The 18,378-nt window shown below is 57.3% G+C and carries 17 protein-coding genes; 16 read left to right on the forward strand and 1 reads right to left on the reverse strand.

Annotated elements, in window-relative coordinates; genetic code table 11:
• The first annotated feature begins 8 nt into the window (after positions 1-8).
• The 10 genes from B4M48_RS06245 to nei all read left to right on the forward strand — a co-directional run bounded on the left by B4M48_RS06245 (position 9) and on the right by nei (position 8,894).
• The gene (locus B4M48_RS06245) at positions 9-965 is read left to right on the forward strand and encodes a YbgA family protein (RefSeq protein WP_039383196.1); all 957 of its coding nucleotides are present in this window, start codon (positions 9-11) and stop codon (positions 963-965) included.
• Positions 966-977: 12 nt separating this feature from the next.
• Positions 978-2,405, forward strand: coding sequence for a deoxyribodipyrimidine photo-lyase (phrB, locus tag B4M48_RS06250; protein ID WP_039383198.1), 1,428 nt, complete (start codon positions 978-980; stop codon positions 2,403-2,405).
• An 18-nt stretch (positions 2,406-2,423) separates the two neighbouring features.
• Entirely contained in the window at positions 2,424-3,167 is a 744-nt protein-coding gene (locus B4M48_RS06255) for a type 2 GTP cyclohydrolase I (protein WP_283340765.1), read from the forward strand.
• Positions 3,168-3,321: 154 nt separating this feature from the next.
• Complete coding sequence (gene pxpB / locus B4M48_RS06260) at positions 3,322-3,981, forward strand: 5-oxoprolinase subunit PxpB (protein ID WP_039383204.1); 660 nt, start codon at positions 3,322-3,324, stop codon at positions 3,979-3,981.
• Positions 3,975-4,907, forward strand: a complete 933-nt coding sequence (pxpC, locus tag B4M48_RS06265) for a 5-oxoprolinase subunit PxpC (protein ID WP_039383205.1) — start codon at positions 3,975-3,977, stop codon at positions 4,905-4,907. The genes pxpB and pxpC overlap by 7 nt, the downstream gene beginning before the upstream one ends.
• On the forward strand, positions 4,897-5,634 hold the full coding sequence (pxpA, locus tag B4M48_RS06270) for a 5-oxoprolinase subunit PxpA (protein ID WP_039383208.1): 738 nt from the start codon (positions 4,897-4,899) through the stop codon (positions 5,632-5,634). Before pxpC ends, pxpA begins: the two co-directional genes overlap by 11 nt.
• A gap of 59 nt (positions 5,635-5,693) precedes the next feature.
• The gene (locus B4M48_RS06275) at positions 5,694-6,422 is read left to right on the forward strand and encodes a DUF969 domain-containing protein (RefSeq protein ID WP_039383210.1); all 729 of its coding nucleotides are present in this window, start codon (positions 5,694-5,696) and stop codon (positions 6,420-6,422) included.
• Positions 6,422-7,438, forward strand: a complete 1,017-nt coding sequence (locus tag B4M48_RS06280) for a DUF979 domain-containing protein (protein WP_288656248.1) — start codon at positions 6,422-6,424, stop codon at positions 7,436-7,438. The genes B4M48_RS06275 and B4M48_RS06280 overlap by 1 nt, the downstream gene beginning before the upstream one ends.
• Before the next feature lie 7 nt (positions 7,439-7,445).
• Positions 7,446-8,093, forward strand: coding sequence for a pyroglutamyl-peptidase I (gene pcp / locus B4M48_RS06285; protein WP_039383214.1), 648 nt, complete (start codon positions 7,446-7,448; stop codon positions 8,091-8,093).
• 12 nt (positions 8,094-8,105) lie between these two features.
• Positions 8,106-8,894 carry an endonuclease VIII gene (nei, locus tag B4M48_RS06290; RefSeq protein WP_039383217.1) on the forward strand — a complete coding sequence of 263 codons (789 nt, stop codon included), beginning with the start codon at positions 8,106-8,108 and terminating at the stop codon, positions 8,892-8,894.
• Positions 8,895-8,965: 71 nt separating this feature from the next.
• Here nei and B4M48_RS06295 read toward each other — a convergent pair whose 3' ends face one another.
• Positions 8,966-10,249 carry a citrate synthase gene (locus B4M48_RS06295; protein WP_039383219.1) on the reverse strand — a complete coding sequence of 428 codons (1,284 nt, stop codon included), beginning with the start codon at positions 10,247-10,249 and terminating at the stop codon, positions 8,966-8,968.
• Positions 10,250-10,881: 632 nt separating this feature from the next.
• On the opposite strand from B4M48_RS06295, the gene sdhC reads away from it, so the two are divergent.
• The 6 genes from sdhC (at position 10,882) to odhB (ending at position 18,354) form a co-directional block, all read left to right on the forward strand.
• Positions 10,882-11,271 carry a succinate dehydrogenase cytochrome b556 subunit gene (gene sdhC, locus B4M48_RS06300; protein ID WP_039383221.1) on the forward strand — a complete coding sequence of 130 codons (390 nt, stop codon included), beginning with the start codon at positions 10,882-10,884 and terminating at the stop codon, positions 11,269-11,271.
• Positions 11,265-11,612, forward strand: a complete 348-nt coding sequence (gene sdhD / locus B4M48_RS06305) for a succinate dehydrogenase membrane anchor subunit (RefSeq protein WP_071668989.1) — start codon at positions 11,265-11,267, stop codon at positions 11,610-11,612. The genes sdhC and sdhD overlap by 7 nt, the downstream gene beginning before the upstream one ends.
• On the forward strand, positions 11,613-13,379 hold the full coding sequence (gene sdhA, locus B4M48_RS06310) for a succinate dehydrogenase flavoprotein subunit (RefSeq protein WP_039383226.1): 1,767 nt from the start codon (positions 11,613-11,615) through the stop codon (positions 13,377-13,379).
• Positions 13,380-13,393: 14 nt separating this feature from the next.
• Positions 13,394-14,110 (forward strand): succinate dehydrogenase iron-sulfur subunit, encoded by a 717-nt coding sequence (locus B4M48_RS06315; protein WP_039383229.1) that lies wholly within the window; start codon positions 13,394-13,396, stop codon positions 14,108-14,110.
• A 206-nt stretch (positions 14,111-14,316) separates the two neighbouring features.
• Positions 14,317-17,124, forward strand: coding sequence for a 2-oxoglutarate dehydrogenase E1 component (gene sucA, locus B4M48_RS06320; RefSeq protein ID WP_039383231.1), 2,808 nt, complete (start codon positions 14,317-14,319; stop codon positions 17,122-17,124).
• Positions 17,125-17,139: 15 nt separating this feature from the next.
• Positions 17,140-18,354: a 2-oxoglutarate dehydrogenase complex dihydrolipoyllysine-residue succinyltransferase gene (odhB, locus tag B4M48_RS06325; RefSeq protein ID WP_039383234.1), complete on the forward strand. Its 1,215-nt coding sequence runs from the start codon at positions 17,140-17,142 to the stop codon at positions 18,352-18,354.
• The last annotated feature ends 24 nt before the right edge of the window (positions 18,355-18,378 follow it).

Raw genomic sequence — 18,378 nt, forward strand, 5'->3', positions numbered from 1 at the left:
GTACAAGTATGAGCGAGAAAATTCCTGTCGGCATCAGTGCCTGCCTGCTCGGGGATAGCGTCCGATTTGATGGCGGCCACAAGCGTTTTGCCTTTGCAACGGACGAACTCGCGCAATTTGTGCGCTACGAGCCCGTCTGTCCTGAGATGGCTATCGGCCTGCCCACACCGCGTCCGGCATTGAGGCTGGTGAAGCAAGGCGACGATCAGATCCATATCTGTTTCAGCAAAGATGACAATCAGGAAGTCACCAGCGAAATGCGCAGCTGGTCAGCGGAGCGCGTCAAATCGCTGCACCATCTTTGCGGCTATATTCTCTGCGCCAAATCACCCAGCTGCGGTCTGGAGCGGGTGCGCGTTTACGATCCTGCCACAAACAATAATCGCAAATCGGGCATCGGCATCTTTACCTCTTTTTTACAGCAGGAGATGCCCTGGCTGCCGCTGGAAGAGGATGGCCGCCTGCACGATCCGGTTCTGCGCGAAAACTTCACCGGGCGCGTATTTGCGCTGCATGAGTTCAACGAAATGTGGCGCAGCGGACTGACGCGGCACAAACTGATCGCCTTTCACAGCCGGTACAAACTGCTGCTGCTGTCGCACGCGCAGGATGCCTATCGCGAACTGGGACGCTTTGTGGCCGCTATGGATAAATGGGCGTCGCTGGAAGAGTATGCGTTTGAGTACCGTAACCGGCTGATGCAGCTAATGTCGCATCGCGCATCGCGCCGCAATCATACTAATGTGCTGATGCATGTACAGGGCTATTTCCGGCCAAAACTCAGCTCTCCTCAGCGTCAGGAACTGGCGCAGCTGATCGATCGCTATCGCTGTGGCGTTCAGCCGCTGCTGGCCCCTATTACTATGCTGAAACACTACATGGCTGAGTATCCGCATCCCTGGCTGGCGCAGCAGCGCTATTTCGATCCCTACCCGGAAGCACTGCGCCTGCGTTACGGACAATAAGGACAAGGCCCCATGACCACACACCTGCTCTGGCTGCGCAACGATCTGCGTATTAACGATAACAGCGCGCTGGCTGCAGCGTGTCATGATAAAAAGGCTGACGTCATGGCGCTGTTTATCGCCACGCCGAAACAGTGGCGGCAGCACAGCATGTCAGCAAAACAGGCGACCTTTATTCATCAGAACCTGTGTGAGCTGCAGCAGGCGCTGGCGGAACGCGGCATTCCGCTGCATTTTCATCAGTGCGATGATTTTGCTGCTTCGGTTAATTACCTGAGCGACTTCTGCAAAACGCATCGGGTGGATGCGCTGTTTTACAACTATCAGTATGAAATTAACGAGCGCGAGCGCGACGCTGCCGTCGAAAAACAGCTGGATGAGCAGGGTATTACCTGTCAGGGATTTGATGACAGCCTGCTGCTGCCGCCGGGTAGCGTGCAGACCGGCAATAATACGACGTTCAAAGTCTTCACGCCGTTCAGCAAAGCGTTTGTAAAACGGCTGCAGCAGGGGATGCCAGAGTGCCATAGCGCTCCTGCCGCGCGCGGTGATGCGCCGCTGAACAGCCTGAAAAAGATCCCCGCATTTGATTATCCGACTGAAAAACCCGATGAAAAGCTGTTTCCGGCCGGCGAACAGGCAGCGTTAAAACGCCTGCGCGCCTTCGCCAGACAGCCGGTACTGGATTATCCCTTAGAGCGCGATACACCTGCCAGCGACGGGACCAGCCAGCTGTCAGCCTATCTCTCAACCGGCGTACTCTCACCCCGGCAGTGTCTGCATCGGATTGTGAAAGAGCATGCTGATGCGCTGAAAGGAGGAAAAGCCTTTACCTGGATCAGTGAGCTGATCTGGCGGGAATTCTATCGCCATCTGATCGTGGCCTATCCGGCGCTCTGTAAACATCAGCCGTTTATCGACTGGACCCATCACGTCAGCTGGCAGAAAGACAGCGCCCATTTTGATGCCTGGAAAGCGGGCAAAACCGGCTATCCCATCGTTGATGCAGGTATGCGCCAGATGAACAGCATTGGCTGGATGCACAACCGGCTGCGCATGATCACCGCCAGCTTTCTGGTAAAAGATCTGCTTATCGACTGGCGGCAGGGCGAGCGCTACTTTATGGAACAGCTGATTGACGGTGATTTCGCTGCTAACAACGGCGGCTGGCAGTGGGCAGCCTCTACCGGCACCGATCCCGTTCCCTATTTCCGTATCTTCAACCCGACAACCCAGGGTGAACGGTTCGATAAGCAGGGCGCATTTATCCGGCAGTGGCTGCCGGAGCTGAAAGATGTGCCCGACAGCGATATTCATCAGCCGCACGTCTGGGCGAAGAAAAATAACAAGAAACTCGATTATCCCCTGCCAATCGTGGAACATAAGGCGGCACGCAAAAAGACATTAGACGCCTTTGAACGCGCACGCGGCGCGGCCTGAGGCGATGACGGAGCCTTTATGAATAACATTGAGCTGGAAAAGATCGTTAACCAGCAGCTAAACAGCAGCGCGTTTAGCGACTATGCACCTAACGGACTGCAGGTTGAGGGACGCAGTGAAGTCAGAAGAGTGGTTACCGGCGTTACGGCCTGCCAGGCGCTGCTGGATGAAGCGGTAAAGCGGAATGCCGATGCCGTTCTGGTACACCACGGCTATTTCTGGAAAAACGAAGCCCCGGCAATAAAAGGCATGAAACGACAGCGTCTGCGCACGCTGCTGGCTAACGATATTAATCTCTATGGCTGGCATCTGCCGCTGGATGCGCATCCGCAGCTGGGGAATAACGCGCAGCTGGCGCGCCTGTTTGATATCGACGTCAGGGGTGAAATCGAACCGCTGCTGCCCTGGGGTGAGCTGCGCACGCCGCTCAGCGGCAGCGACCTGGCAGAAAAAATCGCGCAGCGCTTGGGACGCACGCCGCTGCACTGCGGTGATAACGCACCCGCGCTGATCAAACGCGTGGCCTGGTGCAGCGGCGGTGGTCAGGGCTTTATCGACAACGCGGCCGCGGCCGGCGTTGACGCCTTTATTACGGGCGAAGTCTCTGAGCAGACCATTCACAGCGCGCGCGAACAGGAGCTGCACTTTTTCGCCGCGGGCCATCACGCGACCGAGCGCGACGGTATCAAAGCGCTGGGTGAGTGGCTGGCGCAGCATTACCACCTCGATGTTACCTTTATCGATATCGACAATCCTGCCTGATTTTTCTCTCTCTGCGTCCGCTCGCCGGGCGCAAACTGGTTGACACATCTCCGCCACTTTTGCATAACCTATTGAACCTGAGCAGCTATGTGAAAGGTTTATCGTGCCGCAGCACGTCTGCCGGCGCGCGTTATTCACGATCGGGAGGTGGGTTTTGCAACAGGCACGTTGTTATTTACTGGGAGAGCGGGCGGTTGTACTGGAACTGGCGCCGCCGGTTTCGCTCGCCAGTCAGCAGCGCATCTGGGGATTATGTGAACGACTGCAGCAGGATGAGCAGGTGCAGGAGGTGATCCCCGGTATGAACAACCTCACGCTGATACTGCGCGAGTCACAAATTGATGCGCAGGACGCCATTGAGCGTCTGCAGCGCTGGTGGGAAGAGGGTGAAGAGCAGCTGCAGAATAATCCCCGGCTGATTGAGATCCCGGTGGTGTATGGTGGCAGTGCCGGACCCGATCTGTCAGAAGTGGCAGATCGCGCCGGGCTGACGCCGCCGCAGGTGGTAGAGCTGCACAGCAGCGCAGACTACATTGTCTATTTTCTTGGCTTCCAGCCTGGTTTCCCCTATCTGGGCGGCCTGGATACGCGACTGCATACGCCGCGTCGCGCCGAGCCGCGCGTGGCCGTCCCGGCTGGTTCAGTGGGGATTGGCGGCAGTCAGACCGGTATCTATCCGCTGGCTGCCCCCGGCGGCTGGCAGCTGATTGGCCATACGCCACTCAGCCTGTTTGATCCGCTTAAGCAGCCGCCCACGCTGATGCGCCCCGGCGATCGCGTTCGGTTTGTGCCGCAGAAGGAGGGCATATGCTGAATATTTTACGCGCCGGGTTAATGACCTCGGTACAGGATCGCGGGCGGCACGGCTGGCGTCAGCTGGGCGTCAGCCTGAGCGGTGCGCTGGATGAGCCCTCCATGCGTACCGCAAATATGCTGGTGGGTAACAGCGAGAACAGCGCGGTACTGGAGATTGTGCTGGGTCAGTTCAGGGCGGAGTTTCAGCGCGACGGCTGGTTTGCGCTGACGGGAGCCGCCTGTAACGCTGAGCTGGATGGCAAGCCGGTCTGGACCGGATGGCGCCTGCCGGTGCGGCGTGGTCAGGTTCTTACGCTATCCATGCCAACCAGCGGCATGCGCAGTTATCTGGCGGTAAACGGCGGGTTTGCGGTAGCAGAAATGCTGGGCTCGCACAGCACCGATCTGAAAGCTGCGTTTGGCGGCTGGCAGGGCCGCAGGCTGCAGGATGGCGATCGTCTGCCGCTGGGCGAGCCAACCCGCCGCTTCAGCCAGCCGGCGGGCGTGCGCCAGCTGCTGTGGGGGAACCGCATTCGTGCGCTGCCGGGTCCGGAATATAGCGAATTTACCCAGGAGGCGCAGGAGGCATTCTGGCGTAACCCGTGGAAACTGAGCCCGCAGAGTAACCGTATGGGATATCGCCTGCAGGGCGACAGCCTGCAGCGGACCGCCACGCGCGATCTGCTCTCACATGGTCTGGTGCCTGGCGTGGTGCAGGTGCCGCCAAACGGTCAGCCTATTGTGCTGATGGCGGATGCACAGACCACCGGCGGCTATCCGCGGATCGCCTGCATTATCGAGGCGGATATTTATCAGCTGGCGCAAATCCGGCTCGGCGAACCGATTCACTTTATTCCGTGCACGCTGGAGGAGGCGCTGCTGGCGAAACAGCAGCAGCAGCGCGCGCTGGATCAGATAGCCTGGGGGCTTACGCATGAAAATTGATCTGAATGCCGATCTCGGCGAAGGCAGCAGCAGCGATCGGGAACTGCTGATGCTGGTAAGCTCTGCCAATATCGCCTGCGGTTTTCACGCCGGTGATGCGCAGACCATGCTGCAGTCGGTGCGCTGGGCCAATGCGTCAGGGGTGGCGATTGGCGCTCATCCGGGCTTTCCCGACCGCGAGAACTTCGGTCGCACGGCGATGCAGCTGCCGCCGGAGACAGTCTATGCCCAGATGATCTATCAGATTGGCGCGCTGAAAAGCATGACGGAAAGTGAAGGCGCGCGGCTGTTTCACGTTAAGCCGCACGGCATGCTTTATAACCAGGCCGCCGCCGATCCGCAGCTCGCTGACGCGATTGCCCGGGCAGTACGGGCGGTGGATGCTCAGCTTATTCTGGTTGGCCTGGCGGGCAGCGAGCTGATTGCGGCAGGTGCCCGGTATGGCCTGCGCACCCGCGAAGAGGTGTTTGCCGATCGCGGCTATCTGGCGAGCGGGGCGCTGGTGCCGCGCAGCCAGCCAGGCGCGCTGATTGAGGATGCCGGCCAGGCGCTGGCGCAGACGCTGGCTATGGTAAAGCAGCAGCAGGTGCAAAGCGTGAGCGGTGAGTGGGTCGCCGTCAACGCGGAGACGGTCTGCCTGCACGGTGATGGCGCACACGCGCTGCAGTTTGCCCGTACGCTGCGTGCCGCGTTTGCTGCTGAGCAGATTGCCGTCAGCAGCGCATAACGTCCCTTTTTCGCCCGGCCTGCTACGGCCGGGCTTTTTTGTTTTCAGTGAGGAAAATCATGGAAAACGTTGTCAACCTCTGGCCCCTGCTGGGGATCCTGGCCATCATTATTGGCTTTTTATTACGCTTTAATCCGGTGCTGGTGGTAATCGTCGCGGGCTTTGTTACTGGCCTCGCGGCGCAGATGCCGCTCGGCGACATTCTGGAAAAACTCGGTTCCGGCTTTCTCAATACGCGCAATCTGCCGCTGATCCTGCTGCTGCCGCTGGCGGTAATCGGATTGCTGGAACGCCACGGGCTGAAAGAGCGTGCCCAGAGCTGGATTGCGCAGATCAAAACTGCCACCGCCGGCCGTCTGCTTATCGTTTATCTGTTTGTGCGCGAAGCAACCGCCGCGCTGGGGCTGACCAGCCTGGGCGGCCATCCGCAGATGGTGCGTCCGCTGCTGGCACCGATGGCGGAGGGGGCGACGGAGAACCGCTATGGTGAGGTTTCGCCGGAGATACGTCACCGGCTGCGCGCCATGTCTGCCGCAACGGATAACGTCGGCCTTTTCTTTGGTGAGGATATCTTTGTCGCGTTCGGCGCGATTATCTTTATGCATAACTTTATGCAGGAATCAGCCGGCATTACCACCGAGCCGCTGCATATTGCGCTGTGGGGCATCCCGACCGCGCTGTGCGCCTTTCTTATCCACTCGGCCCGGCTGGTGCGGCTGGATCGCCAGCTGTCGCGTGAGCTGGGTGCGCTGAATCAGCAGGCGCTGCACGCCAGGGAGGAGAAGTAATGTTTCAGCAACAATATCTGATGTGGCTGGCAGGGGCGATTCTGCTGGTGGTGGCGCGGCTCTCCTGGGGAGACCGCGCCAATCCGCGCCGTCTGACCACCGGTCTCTTCTGGGCGCTCTATGGCCTGATTTTTCTGATTGGTGATGGCGCTTATCAGCTGGCAGGGCAGTGGGCCGGCGACGCTGAGCTGGGCCGCCGCTGGCTGCATATTGCCACCGGGGTGGTCGTGGTTGTGATGGCGCTGATCGCCGGCTGTGGTGGGGTACGCCTCGGGCGCTATCATCAGCGTACGGATGAGGAGAAACAGGCCAGCGCCAGACGGCTGGGCAATAAGCTGTTCTTACCCGCCCTGGCGATACCGCTGGTTACGGTGATTGGCGTACTGGCGTTTAATCATATTCCCGGACTGCAGGAGCAGGTGTTTGGCGCGGGCAACCACGCTACGCTGGTGACGCTGTTTTCAATGATGGTGGGCTGTATTCTGGGCTGGCTGATTGCACTGGCGTTTACGCGGGAAAAGCCGCTGCAGTCGATGCAGGAGACACGGCGGCTGCTGGATGCGGTAGGCTGGGCGTTTATTCTGCCGCAGATCCTCGCCACGCTGGGGTTGCTGTTTACCAGCGCCGGCGTCGGCAGCGCGATTTCGCATCTCACTGAACACTATCTGGCGGTGGATAACCGGCTGATTGCGGTGGCGGTCTATGCCGGAGGAATGGCACTGCTGACGATGGTAATGGGCAACGCCTTTGCCGCGTTCCCGATTGTGACGGCCGGCGTCGGCATCCCGATTCTGGTGCTGCAGCATGGCGGAAACCCGGCCGTCATGGCGGCGATCGGCATGTTTTCCGGCTACTGCGGGACGCTGATGACACCGATGGCAGCAAACTTCAACATCGTGCCCGCGCGCCTGCTGGAGCTGCCGGATAGGAATGCGGTGATCAAGGCTCAGGTTCCTACCGGTGTACTACTCTTGTTAGTGAATATTTTCCTGCTCTACTTCCTGATGTTTTTGTGAGGCAGTAATGAAAACGGTGTTGTTAACGGCTTTTGAGCCGTTTGGCGGTGAGCGTCTCAATCCTTCCTGGGAGGCGGTGCGCGACTTTGACGGTAAAATGCTGGCTGGCGTGCGGGTAGTGGTACGCCAGCTGCCGGTGGTGTTTGCAACCTGCGGTGCGGTGCTGACTGACGCGCTGACTACGCTGCAGCCCGATGGCATTCTCTGCGTGGGGCAGGCGGGCGGTCGCTGCGATATTACGCTGGAGCGGGTAGCGATCAATATTCACGATGCGCGTATCCCCGATAACCAGCAGCAGCAGCCGGTGGATGAGCCGGTCGTAGCGGGAGGCCCGGCGGCCTACTTTGCCACGCTGCCCATTAAAGCGATAGTCGCCTCGCTGCGGGAGGCAGGCATTCCCGCCTCGGTTTCGCAAACGGCCGGCACCTTTACCTGCAACAGCGTGATGTACTCTCTGCTGCACTGGCTGCACACCCACGGCAGTCCGGCACGCGGCGGATTTATGCACATTCCCTGGATGCCGCAGCAGGCGGTGAATCATCCTGGCGCGCCGAGCATGTCCGTTAGCAGCGTGACGCAGGCGCTGGAGATCGCCATTCAGGTCATGATGAACACCCATGACGACATCCGTGTTGCGGGTGGCGCAACACACTAATCAGGAGTCTGTATGCCAGAGGGACCGGAGATCCGCCGGGCGGCGGATCAGCTGGAAGCCGCTATCGTGGGCAAGCCCCTTACCGATGTGTGGTTTGCTTTTCCATCGCTGAAAACCTATGAGCCCGCCTTGCTGGGCGAAACGGTTAACGCTATTGAAACGCGCGGTAAAGCGCTGCTGACCCACTTCTCTAATGGCCTGACGCTTTACAGTCACAATCAGCTCTACGGCGTCTGGCGGGTCGTTGCCGCAGGCACGCAGCCCGCGACCACCCGGCAGCTGCGGGTGCGGCTGGAGAGCGCCGATAAAGCCATTCTGCTTTACAGCGCGTCTGATATTGAACTGCTGAATGCGGACACGCTCGGTGCACACCCGTTTCTGCAGCGCGTCGGGCCGGATGTGCTGGATGCCACGCTGACCGTCACGGAGGTGCGCGAACGCCTGCTTTCGCCGCGGTTCCGGCGCCGGCAGTTCAGCGGCCTGCTGCTGGATCAGGCTTTTCTGGCCGGGCTGGGTAACTATCTGCGGGTGGAGATCCTGTGGCACGCCGGACTGCGCGCGCAGCACCGGGCGCAGGATCTGGATGACGCTCAGCTCGACAGGCTCAGTGACGCGCTGCTGGCGATCCCGCGTCTCTCTTACAAAATGCGTGGCAGCATGAAGAAGTATCATGAAGAGGCGGCGTTTCGCTTTGAAGTCTTTCACCGGCAGGGCAAAAAGTGCCGGCGCTGCGGTACGCTGATTGAGAAAGGCGTGCTCTCATCACGTCCTTTTTACTGGTGTCCGGGGTGCCAGCTGTAGCCAGACGTGGGCAGATTGCGGGCAAAAGAAAAGGGCAGAAGAATCTGCCCTTTTTTATGGCGTGACGGCGCTTATTTTTTCAGCGCTGACTCAAACGGACGCTCGGTATAACCGGTATAGAGCTGACGCGGACGGGCAATTTTCATGCCTTCATCGTGCATCTCTTTCCAGTGTGCAATCCAGCCAACGGTACGCGCCATCGCAAAGATTACGGTAAACATTGAAGAAGGGATGCCCATCGCTTTCAGAATGATGCCGGAGTAGAAATCGACGTTTGGATAGAGTTTACGCTCGATAAAGTAGGGGTCGTTCAGCGCAATGTGTTCCAGCTCCATCGCCACTTCCAGCAGGTCATCTTTCATACCCAGCTCATTGAGCACTTCATGGCAGGTCTCACGCATCACGGTGGCGCGCGGATCGTAGTTCTTGTAAACGCGGTGACCAAAGCCCATCAGGCGGAACGAGTCATTCTTATCTTTAGCACGGCGCACAAACTCCGGAATGTGCTCTACGGTGCTGATCTCTTCCAGCATACGCAGGGTAGCTTCGTTGGCGCCGCCATGTGCCGGCCCCCAGAGTGAAGCGATACCGGCCGCGATACAGGCAAACGGGTTAGCCCCGGATGACCCTGCGGTACGTACGGTAGAGGTGGAGGCGTTCTGTTCGTGATCGGCGTGCAGGATCAGAATACGATCCATCGCGCGCTCAAGCACCGGATTCACTTTGTACTCTTCACACGGTGTGGCAAACATCATATGCAGGAAGTTGCCGGCATAGGAGAGGTCGTTACGCGGATAAACAAAAGGCTGACCGATAGAATATTTGTAACACATGGCTGCCATGGTAGGCATTTTCGACAGCAGGCGGAACGCAGCGATTTCGCGATGGCGCTCAATGTTTACATCCAGCGAGTCGTGATAGAACGCGGCCAGCGCACCGGTTACGCCGCACATAACGGCCATCGGGTGTGAGTCACGACGGAAACCGTGGAACAGACGGGTGATCTGCTCGTGAATCATGGTGTGACGGGTAACGGTCGTGCAGAACTCTTTGAACTGCTCCTGAGTAGGCGCTTCGCCGTACAGCAGGATATAACAGACTTCCAGATAATTTGAGTGGGTCGCCAGCTGGTCAATCGGGAAACCGCGATGCAGCAGAATGCCTTCATCACCATCAATAAACGTTATTTTGGATTCACACGACGCGGTAGAGGTAAAGCCGGGGTCAAATGTAAACAGGCCTTGTGAGCCAAGGGCGCGGACGTCAACAACATCCTGTCCCAGCGTGCCTTGCATCACATCCAGTTCAAGCGTGTTGTTGTCTTGTAGGGTCAGCGTCACTTTTTTATCTGTCATTTTTCGTCTCCATAGCGCCTGGGTAAGTAAGGATCTTTAGACACCAGAATAGTTCGCATGTTGCGTAACACCACTCGCTTCAGATTATCACCTGGCAATAACCTGCACGTAATGAGGTTACGCAGTACTAAGGCATCCGGGGCAAGGATATTCGGACATGACATGGCGCTCATCGCAGATGTTAAAGATCCTGTCACGACATAACTTCTTGGTAACCAATAACCTGACGGTTTATGTTGCTCGTTAGGGCAATGTTACATAACTTGAGCTTAGGGGAAAGTGTATCCCCATAACTTTTGTGCATCATAGGGCTTTAGTGCGATTGTTTGTAACTGAAATGTTGATCTATTGTCAAATCAGATAATTAAAAATGTATATTTTGTGAAAATCGTGACCCTGATCACTGTTCAGCTTAAATGTGACCAAACAGATTGTAGGGGAATTGTAATCAGAATGTGATCGTCCTATACTGCCGCCAGGTCTCCGGAATACCCTGACACCAGGAGCCACCCAGCGTTTTACCCGCTTCATTTAACACTGGATGTTGCTATTTTGGTGGCGGTTGTTGTCTGAACACGCTCAGTGCTCTGCTGCAACTCAGGACCGGAGGAAGCAAAATAAAAAAGAGCTGTGTGGGCAAAACCGTGAAAAAACAAAGACCTGTTAACTTGGATCTCACGACGATCCGGTTTCCCGTTACTGCAATATCGTCCATTCTCCACCGCGTCTCCGGCGTGATTACGTTTGTCGCTCTCGGAATTCTGCTCTGGTTACTGGGTCTCTCTCTCTCCTCTCCCGAAGGTTTTCAGCAGGCGGCATCCATCATGGATAGCTTCTTTGCCAAATTCATTATGTGGGGCATTCTGACCGCGCTGGCCTATCATGCGGCAAGCGGTATCCGTCATATGCTGGCAGATTTTGGCTTTACCGCAGAGACCCTGCAGGTGGGAACCCGTACCGCGCAGGCGGTTTTTGTTATCACTGTCGTGCTCTCAATTCTGGCTGGAGTCCTCGTATGGTAAGCAATGCTTCTGCTTTAGGACGCAACGGTATCCACGACTGGCTTCTGGTCCGTGCTTCCGCAATCCTGATTACGCTCTACATCATCTATCTGCTCGGTTTCGTCGTCATGACCGATACGCTGACCTATGATGTCTGGCGCGGCTTTTTCGCCTCCTCCTTCACCAAAGTGTTTACGCTGCTGACCCTGTTCTCCATTCTGGTTCACGGCTGGATCGGTATGTGGCAGGTACTGACTGACTACGTGAAAGCGCTGGCGCCGCGTTTGTTGCTGCAGCTGGTTATTGTGGTCGCGCTGTTGTCGTATGCCGTTTATGGCACTGTTGTTGTGTGGGGTGTGTAAATGAATTTGCCAGTCAGAGAATTTGATGCCGTGGTGATCGGCGCAGGTGGCGCGGGTATGCGCGCGGCACTGCAAATCTCCCAGTCGGGCCAGAGCTGTGCCCTGTTATCGAAAGTTTTTCCAACCCGTTCCCATACCGTATCGGCGCAGGGCGGCATTACCGTTGCGCTGGGTAACACCCATGACGATAACTGGGAATGGCATATGTACGATACCGTAAAAGGTTCCGACTACATCGGGGACCAGGACGCGATCGAATATATGTGTAAAACCGGTCCGGAAGCGATTCTGGAGCTGGAGCATATGGGACTGCCGTTCTCCCGTTTAGAAGATGGCCGCGTTTATCAGCGTCCATTTGGTGGCCAGTCCAAAAACTTTGGCGGCGAGCAGGCCGCACGTACCGCTGCGGCCGCTGACCGTACCGGTCACGCGCTGCTGCATACGCTGTATCAGCAGAACCTGAAAAACAAAACCACCATCTTCTCCGAATGGTATGCGCTGGATCTGGTGAAAAACGCAGATGGTGCGATTGTGGGTTGTACCGCTATCTGCATTGAAACCGGTGAAACCGTCTACTTCAAAGCCAAAGCGACTATTCTGGCAACCGGCGGCGCGGGACGTATCTACCAGTCCACCACTAACGCACACATCAATACCGGCGACGGCGTTGGCATGGCAATCCGTGCCGGCGTACCGATGCAGGATATGGAGATGTGGCAGTTCCACCCAACCGGTATTGCGGGTGCGGGCGTGCTGGTCACCGAGGGCTGCCGTGGTGAAGGCGGCTATCTGCTGAACAAACATGGCGAACGCTTCATGGAGCGCTATGCGCCAAACGCCAAAGATCTGGCGGGCCGTGATGTTGTTGCGCGTTCAATGATGGTTGAGATCCGTGAAGGTCGCGGCTGCGATGGCCCGTGGGGTCCGCATATCAAACTTAAGCTCGATCATCTTGGGGCTGAGGTGCTTGAGTCGCGCCTGCCTGGCATTCTTGAGTTGTCGCGCACCTTTGCGCATGTCGATCCGGTTAAAGAGCCGATTCCGGTTATTCCAACCTGTCACTACATGATGGGCGGTATTCCGACCCGCGTCACCGGACAGGCGCTGCGCGTGAATGAACAGGGCGAAGATGAAGTGATCCCGGGCCTGTTTGCGGTTGGCGAGATCGCCTGCGTATCGGTGCACGGTGCTAACCGTCTGGGCGGTAACTCACTGCTGGATCTGGTTGTATTTGGTCGCGCGGCAGGGGTGCACCTGATGGAGTGTATCGCTGAGCAGGGCGAGCTGCGCGATGCTACCGCGGAAGAGATCGATGCGGCGATGGCGCGCTTCAATCGCTGGGAAAATAACACCACGGGTGAAGATCCGGTGGAAATCCGCAAAGCGCTGCAGCGCTGCATGCAGAACAACTTCTCAGTGTTCCGCGAAGGTGACGCCATGCGTGAAGGCCTGGCCGAGCTGAAAGCGATTCGCGAGCGTCTGAAGAGTGCGCGTCTGGATGACCGCTCACCCGATTTCAATACGCAGCGTATCGAATGTCTGGAGCTGGATAACCTGATGGAAACCGCTTATGCAACCGCGGTTGCCGCAAACTTCCGCACTGAAAGCCGTGGCGCACATAGCCGCTTCGACTATCCGGAGCGTGATGATGCAAACTGGCTGTGTCACAGTCTCTATGTTCCGCAAACGGAAAGCATGACGCGCCGTGAGGTGAACATGCAGCCGAAACTGCGCGCGGCCTTCCCGCCGAAAGCGCGTACCTATTAATTGCGGAGGTCATGATGAAACTCGAATTTTCAATCTACCGTTATAACCCGGACGTCGATGACAAGCCGCGCATGCAGGATTACACCCTGGAGTCGGAAGACGGGCGCGACATGATGCTGCTGGATGCGCTGATTCGGCTGAAAGAGCAGGATCCAACGCTGGCGTTTCGTCGCTCGTGCCGCGAGGGTGTCTGCGGCTCAGATGGTCTGAACATGAACGGCAAAAATGGTCTGGCCTGCATTACTCCGGTCTCAGCACTGGGTAACGGCAGTAAAAAGATCGTGATTCGCCCGCTGCCAGGTTTGCCGGTTGTGCGCGATCTGGTGGTCGACATGAGCCAGTTCTATACGCAGTATGAGAAAATCAAACCGTTCCTGCTGAACAACGGTGAGAATCCGCCGGCGCGTGAGCATCTGCAGAGCCCGTCGGAGCGTGAGCACCTTGATGGCCTGTATGAGTGTATTCTCTGCGCCTGCTGCTCAACCTCCTGCCCGTCGTTCTGGTGGAACCCGGATAAGTTTATCGGTCCGGCCGGTCTGCTGGCTGCCTATCGCTTCCTGATTGACAGCCGCGACACGGAAACGGATGCGCGTCTCGACAATCTGAGTGATGCTTTCAGCGTATTCCGCTGTCACAGCATCATGAACTGTGTGAGCGTATGTCCGAAAGGGCTTAACCCCACGCGCGCCATCGGCCATATCAAGTCGATGCTGCTGCAGCGCGGGGCGTAAAGCTAAGAAGTCCTGCCGGGAACTCAGGTTCCCGGCAGCGTATGGAAGCCTCTATAAGCGCGGTGCTGACCACGCTTATAAAGGTTCCCTTACGGGCCCGGCGCCGGTAGCGCACAGGTTCGTATCGCTGAACTCACTACGGCAAGCCGTGAAAGCGGCAACAAATGAAACCTCATAAAAAGCAGCTTAATGCTTAAGGGATCACAATGCAGAACAGCGCGATGAAACCCTGGCTGGACTCCTCCTGGCTGGCCGGCGCGAACCAGTCTTACATAGAGCAACTCTATGAGGATTTCCTGACCGATCCTGACTCTGTTGATGAAGTGTGGCGCGACCTGTTCCAGCAGTTGCCAGGTACCGGCGTAAAACCAGAGCAGTTTCACTCCACGACGCGTGACTATTTCCGCCGCCTGGCGAAGGATGCTACCCGCTACACCTCTACCGTTACCGATCCGGCTACTAACTCCAAACAGGTTAAAGTCCTGCAGCTGATTAACGCGTTCCGTTTCCGCGGCCATCAGCACGCTAATCTTGATCCGCTTGGCCTGTGGAAACAGGATATTGTGGCCGATCTCGACCCGGCCTTTCACGATCTGACCGACGCCGATTTTCAGGAAAGCTTCAACGTAGGCTCATTTGCGATTGGCAAAGAGACGATGAAGCTGGCCGATCTCTACGCCGCCCTGCAGCAGACCTACTGCGGGTCGATTGGCGCAGAGTATATGCACATTAACAACACTGAAGAGAAGCGCTGGATCCAGCAGCGTCTTGAATCAGTGGCTGGACAGGCTTCATTCAGCGCGGAAGAGAAAAAAGGCTTCCTGAAAGAGCTGACCGCAGCCGAAGGTCTGGAAAAATATCTTGGGGCGAAATTCCCCGGCGCCAAACGCTTCTCACTGGAAGGTGGCGATGCGCTGGTGCCTATGCTGCGCGAAATGATTCGCCACGCAGGGAAAAGCGGCACGCGCGAAGTGGTGCTGGGTATGGCGCACCGCGGACGTCTGAACGTGCTGATCAACGTACTGGGCAAAAAGCCGCAGGATCTGTTTGATGAGTTCGCCGGCAAGCACAAAGAGCATCTGGGTACCGGTGATGTGAAATACCACATGGGCTTCTCTTCCGATGTTGAAACCGAAGGGGGCCTGGTGCATCTGGCACTGGCGTTTAACCCGTCACATCTGGAGATTGTCAGCCCGGTTGTCATGGGCTCCGTACGCGCCCGCCTCGATCGTCTCTCTGAGCCGGGCAGTAACAAAGTTCTGCCTATCACCATTCACGGTGACGCAGCGGTAATTGGTCAGGGTGTGGTGCAGGAAACCCTGAACATGTCGCAGGCGCGTGGTTATGAAGTTGGCGGTACGGTGCGTATCGTGATCAATAACCAGGTTGGCTTTACCACGTCAAATCCAAGAGATGCGCGCTCCACGCCTTATTGTACTGATATCGGTAAGATGGTGCTGGCACCTATTTTCCACGTGAACGCGGACGATCCGGAAGCCGTTGCTTTTGTTACCCGTCTGGCGCTCGACTACCGCAACACCTTTAAGCGTGATGTCTTTATCGATCTGGTCTGCTATCGCCGTCATGGCCATAACGAAGCGGATGAGCCAAGTGCAACGCAGCCGCTGATGTATCAGAAGATTAAAAAGCATCCGACGCCGCGTAAACTTTACGCCGACCGCCTGCAGAGCCAGGGCGTAGCCTCGCAGGAAGATGCCACTGAACTGGTTAACCTCTATCGCGATGCGCTGGATGCCGGTGAGTGCGTGGTGCCGGAATGGCGCCCGATGAGCCTGCACTCGTTTACCTGGTCCCCTTATCTCAACCACGAGTGGGATGAGAGCTACCCGGAAACGGTTGAGCTGAAACGCCTGCAGGAGCTGGCGCGCCGTATCAGCACGGTTCCGGAAGCGGTTGAAGTGCAGTCGCGCGTGGCCAAAATTTACAACGACCGCAAAGAGATGGCGGAAGGCAACAAACCGTTTGACTGGGGCGGGGCAGAGAATCTGGCCTACGCCACGCTGGTGGATGAAGGCATTCCGGTGCGTCTCTCTGGCGAAGATTCCGGACGCGGCACCTTCTTCCACCGCCATGCGGTGATCCACAACCAGCTGAATGGCTCTACCTATACGCCGCTGCACCATATTCATAATGGTCAGGGAGAGTTCAAAGTCTGGGACTCCGTGCTGTCGGAAGAGGCGGTACTGGCGTTTGAATATGGCTACGCCACCGCAGAGCCGCGCGTGCTGACCATCTGGGAAGCGCAGTTTGGTGACTTTGCCAACGGCGCACAGGTGGTTATCGATCAGTTCATCAGCTCGGGCGAGCAGAAGTGGGGCCGCATGTGTGGCCTGGTGATGCTGCTGCCGCACGGCTATGAAGGTCAGGGTCCGGAGCACTCCTCAGCGCGCCTGGAGCGTTATCTGCAGCTCTGCGCTGAGCAGAATATGCAGGTTTGCGTGCCATCTACCCCGGCTCAGGTTTACCACATGCTGCGTCGTCAGGCGCTGCGCGGTATGCGCCGTCCGCTGATTGTGATGTCGCCGAAGTCGCTGCTGCGTCATCCGCTGGCGATCTCCAGCCTGGACGATCTGGCAAACGGCAGCTTCCAGCCGGCGATTGGCGAGATCGATGCGCTCGATCCGCAGCAGGTTAAACGCGTGGTGCTCTGTTCAGGTAAGGTCTACTACGATCTGCTGGAACAGCGTCGCAAAAACGAGCAGAGCGATGTTGCCATTGTGCGCATCGAGCAGCTCTATCCTTTCCCGCACAAAGCGGTACAGGAAGCGTTAAAAGATTACGCCCATGTCCAGGATTTCGTCTGGTGTCAGGAAGAGCCGCTCAATCAGGGCGCATGGTATTGCAGTCAGCATCATTTCCGCGAAGTGGTTCCCTTTGGTGCGTCGCTGCGTTACGCAGGCCGTCCGGCATCTGCTTCACCGGCCGTGGGCTATATGTCCGTACATCAACAACAGCAGCAAGACCTGGTCAACGACGCGCTGAACCTTGGTTAATAAAAAGGAAAGAAAATGAGTAGCGTAGAAATTCTCGTTCCCGATTTACCTGAATCCGTAGCGGACGCAACGGTTGCAACCTGGCACAAAAAACCTGGCGATGCAGTCAGCCGTGATGAAGTGCTGGTCGAAATTGAAACCGATAAAGTGGTGCTAGAAGTTCCTGCTGCTGCTGATGGTATTCTGGAAGCCGTGCTGGAAGAAGAGGGTGCTACCGTCACCTCGCGCCAGCTGCTTGGTCGCCTGAAAGAGGGCAACAGCGGCGGGAAAGAGACCTCAGCGAAAGTTGAGAGCAATGAATCTGCACCGGCACAGCGCCAGTCCGCGTCGCTGGAAGAAGAGAGCAGCGACGCGCTGAGCCCTGCTGTACGCCGTCTGATCGCGGAAAACAATCTCGACGCCAGCCAGATCAAAGGCACCGGCGTGGGTGGCCGACTGACGCGCGAAGATATTGAAAAGCACCTGGCGAAAAAGCCGGAAGCGAAAGCGGCTCCGGCTGCTGAAGCGGCGGCTCCGGCTCCGGTTGCTAACCGCAGCGAGAAGCGCGTGCCGATGACCCGCCTGCGCAAACGCGTGGCTGAGCGTCTGCTGGAAGCGAAAAACAGCACCGCCATGCTGACCACGTTCAACGAAATCAACATGAAGCCCATCATGGATCTGCGCAAGCAGTATGGTGAGGCGTTTGAAAAACGTCACGGTGTACGCCTGGGCTTTATGTCCTTCTACATCAAAGCGGTCGTTGAAGCCCTGAAGCGCTTCCCGGAAGTAAACGCCTCTATCGATGGCGAAGATGTGGTGTACCACAACTACTTCGATGTCAGCATCGCCGTTTCTACGCCGCGCGGTCTGGTGACGCCAGTGCTGAAAGATGTGGATGCGCTGAGCATGGCGGATATCGAGAAGAAAATAAAAGAGCTGGCGGTGAAAGGCCGTGATGGCAAGCTGACAGTTGAAGAGCTGACCGGCGGTAACTTCACCATCACCAACGGCGGCGTATTTGGTTCGCTGATGTCAACGCCAATCATTAACCCGCCGCAGAGCGCCATTCTGGGCATGCACGCCATTAAAGATCGTCCAATGGCGGTCAATGGTCAGGTTGTGATCCTGCCGATGATGTATCTGGCGCTCTCTTACGATCACCGTCTGATCGATGGCCGTGAATCGGTGGGCTATCTGGTCGCAGTGAAAGAGATGCTGGAAGATCCGGCTCGTCTGCTGCTGGATGTCTGATTTTCGCCGGGCGCGCAGCGATGC

The organism is Pantoea sp. UBA6567 (assembly GCF_002434165.1).
Lineage (GTDB): Bacteria > Pseudomonadota > Gammaproteobacteria > Enterobacterales > Enterobacteriaceae > Pantoea > Pantoea eucrina.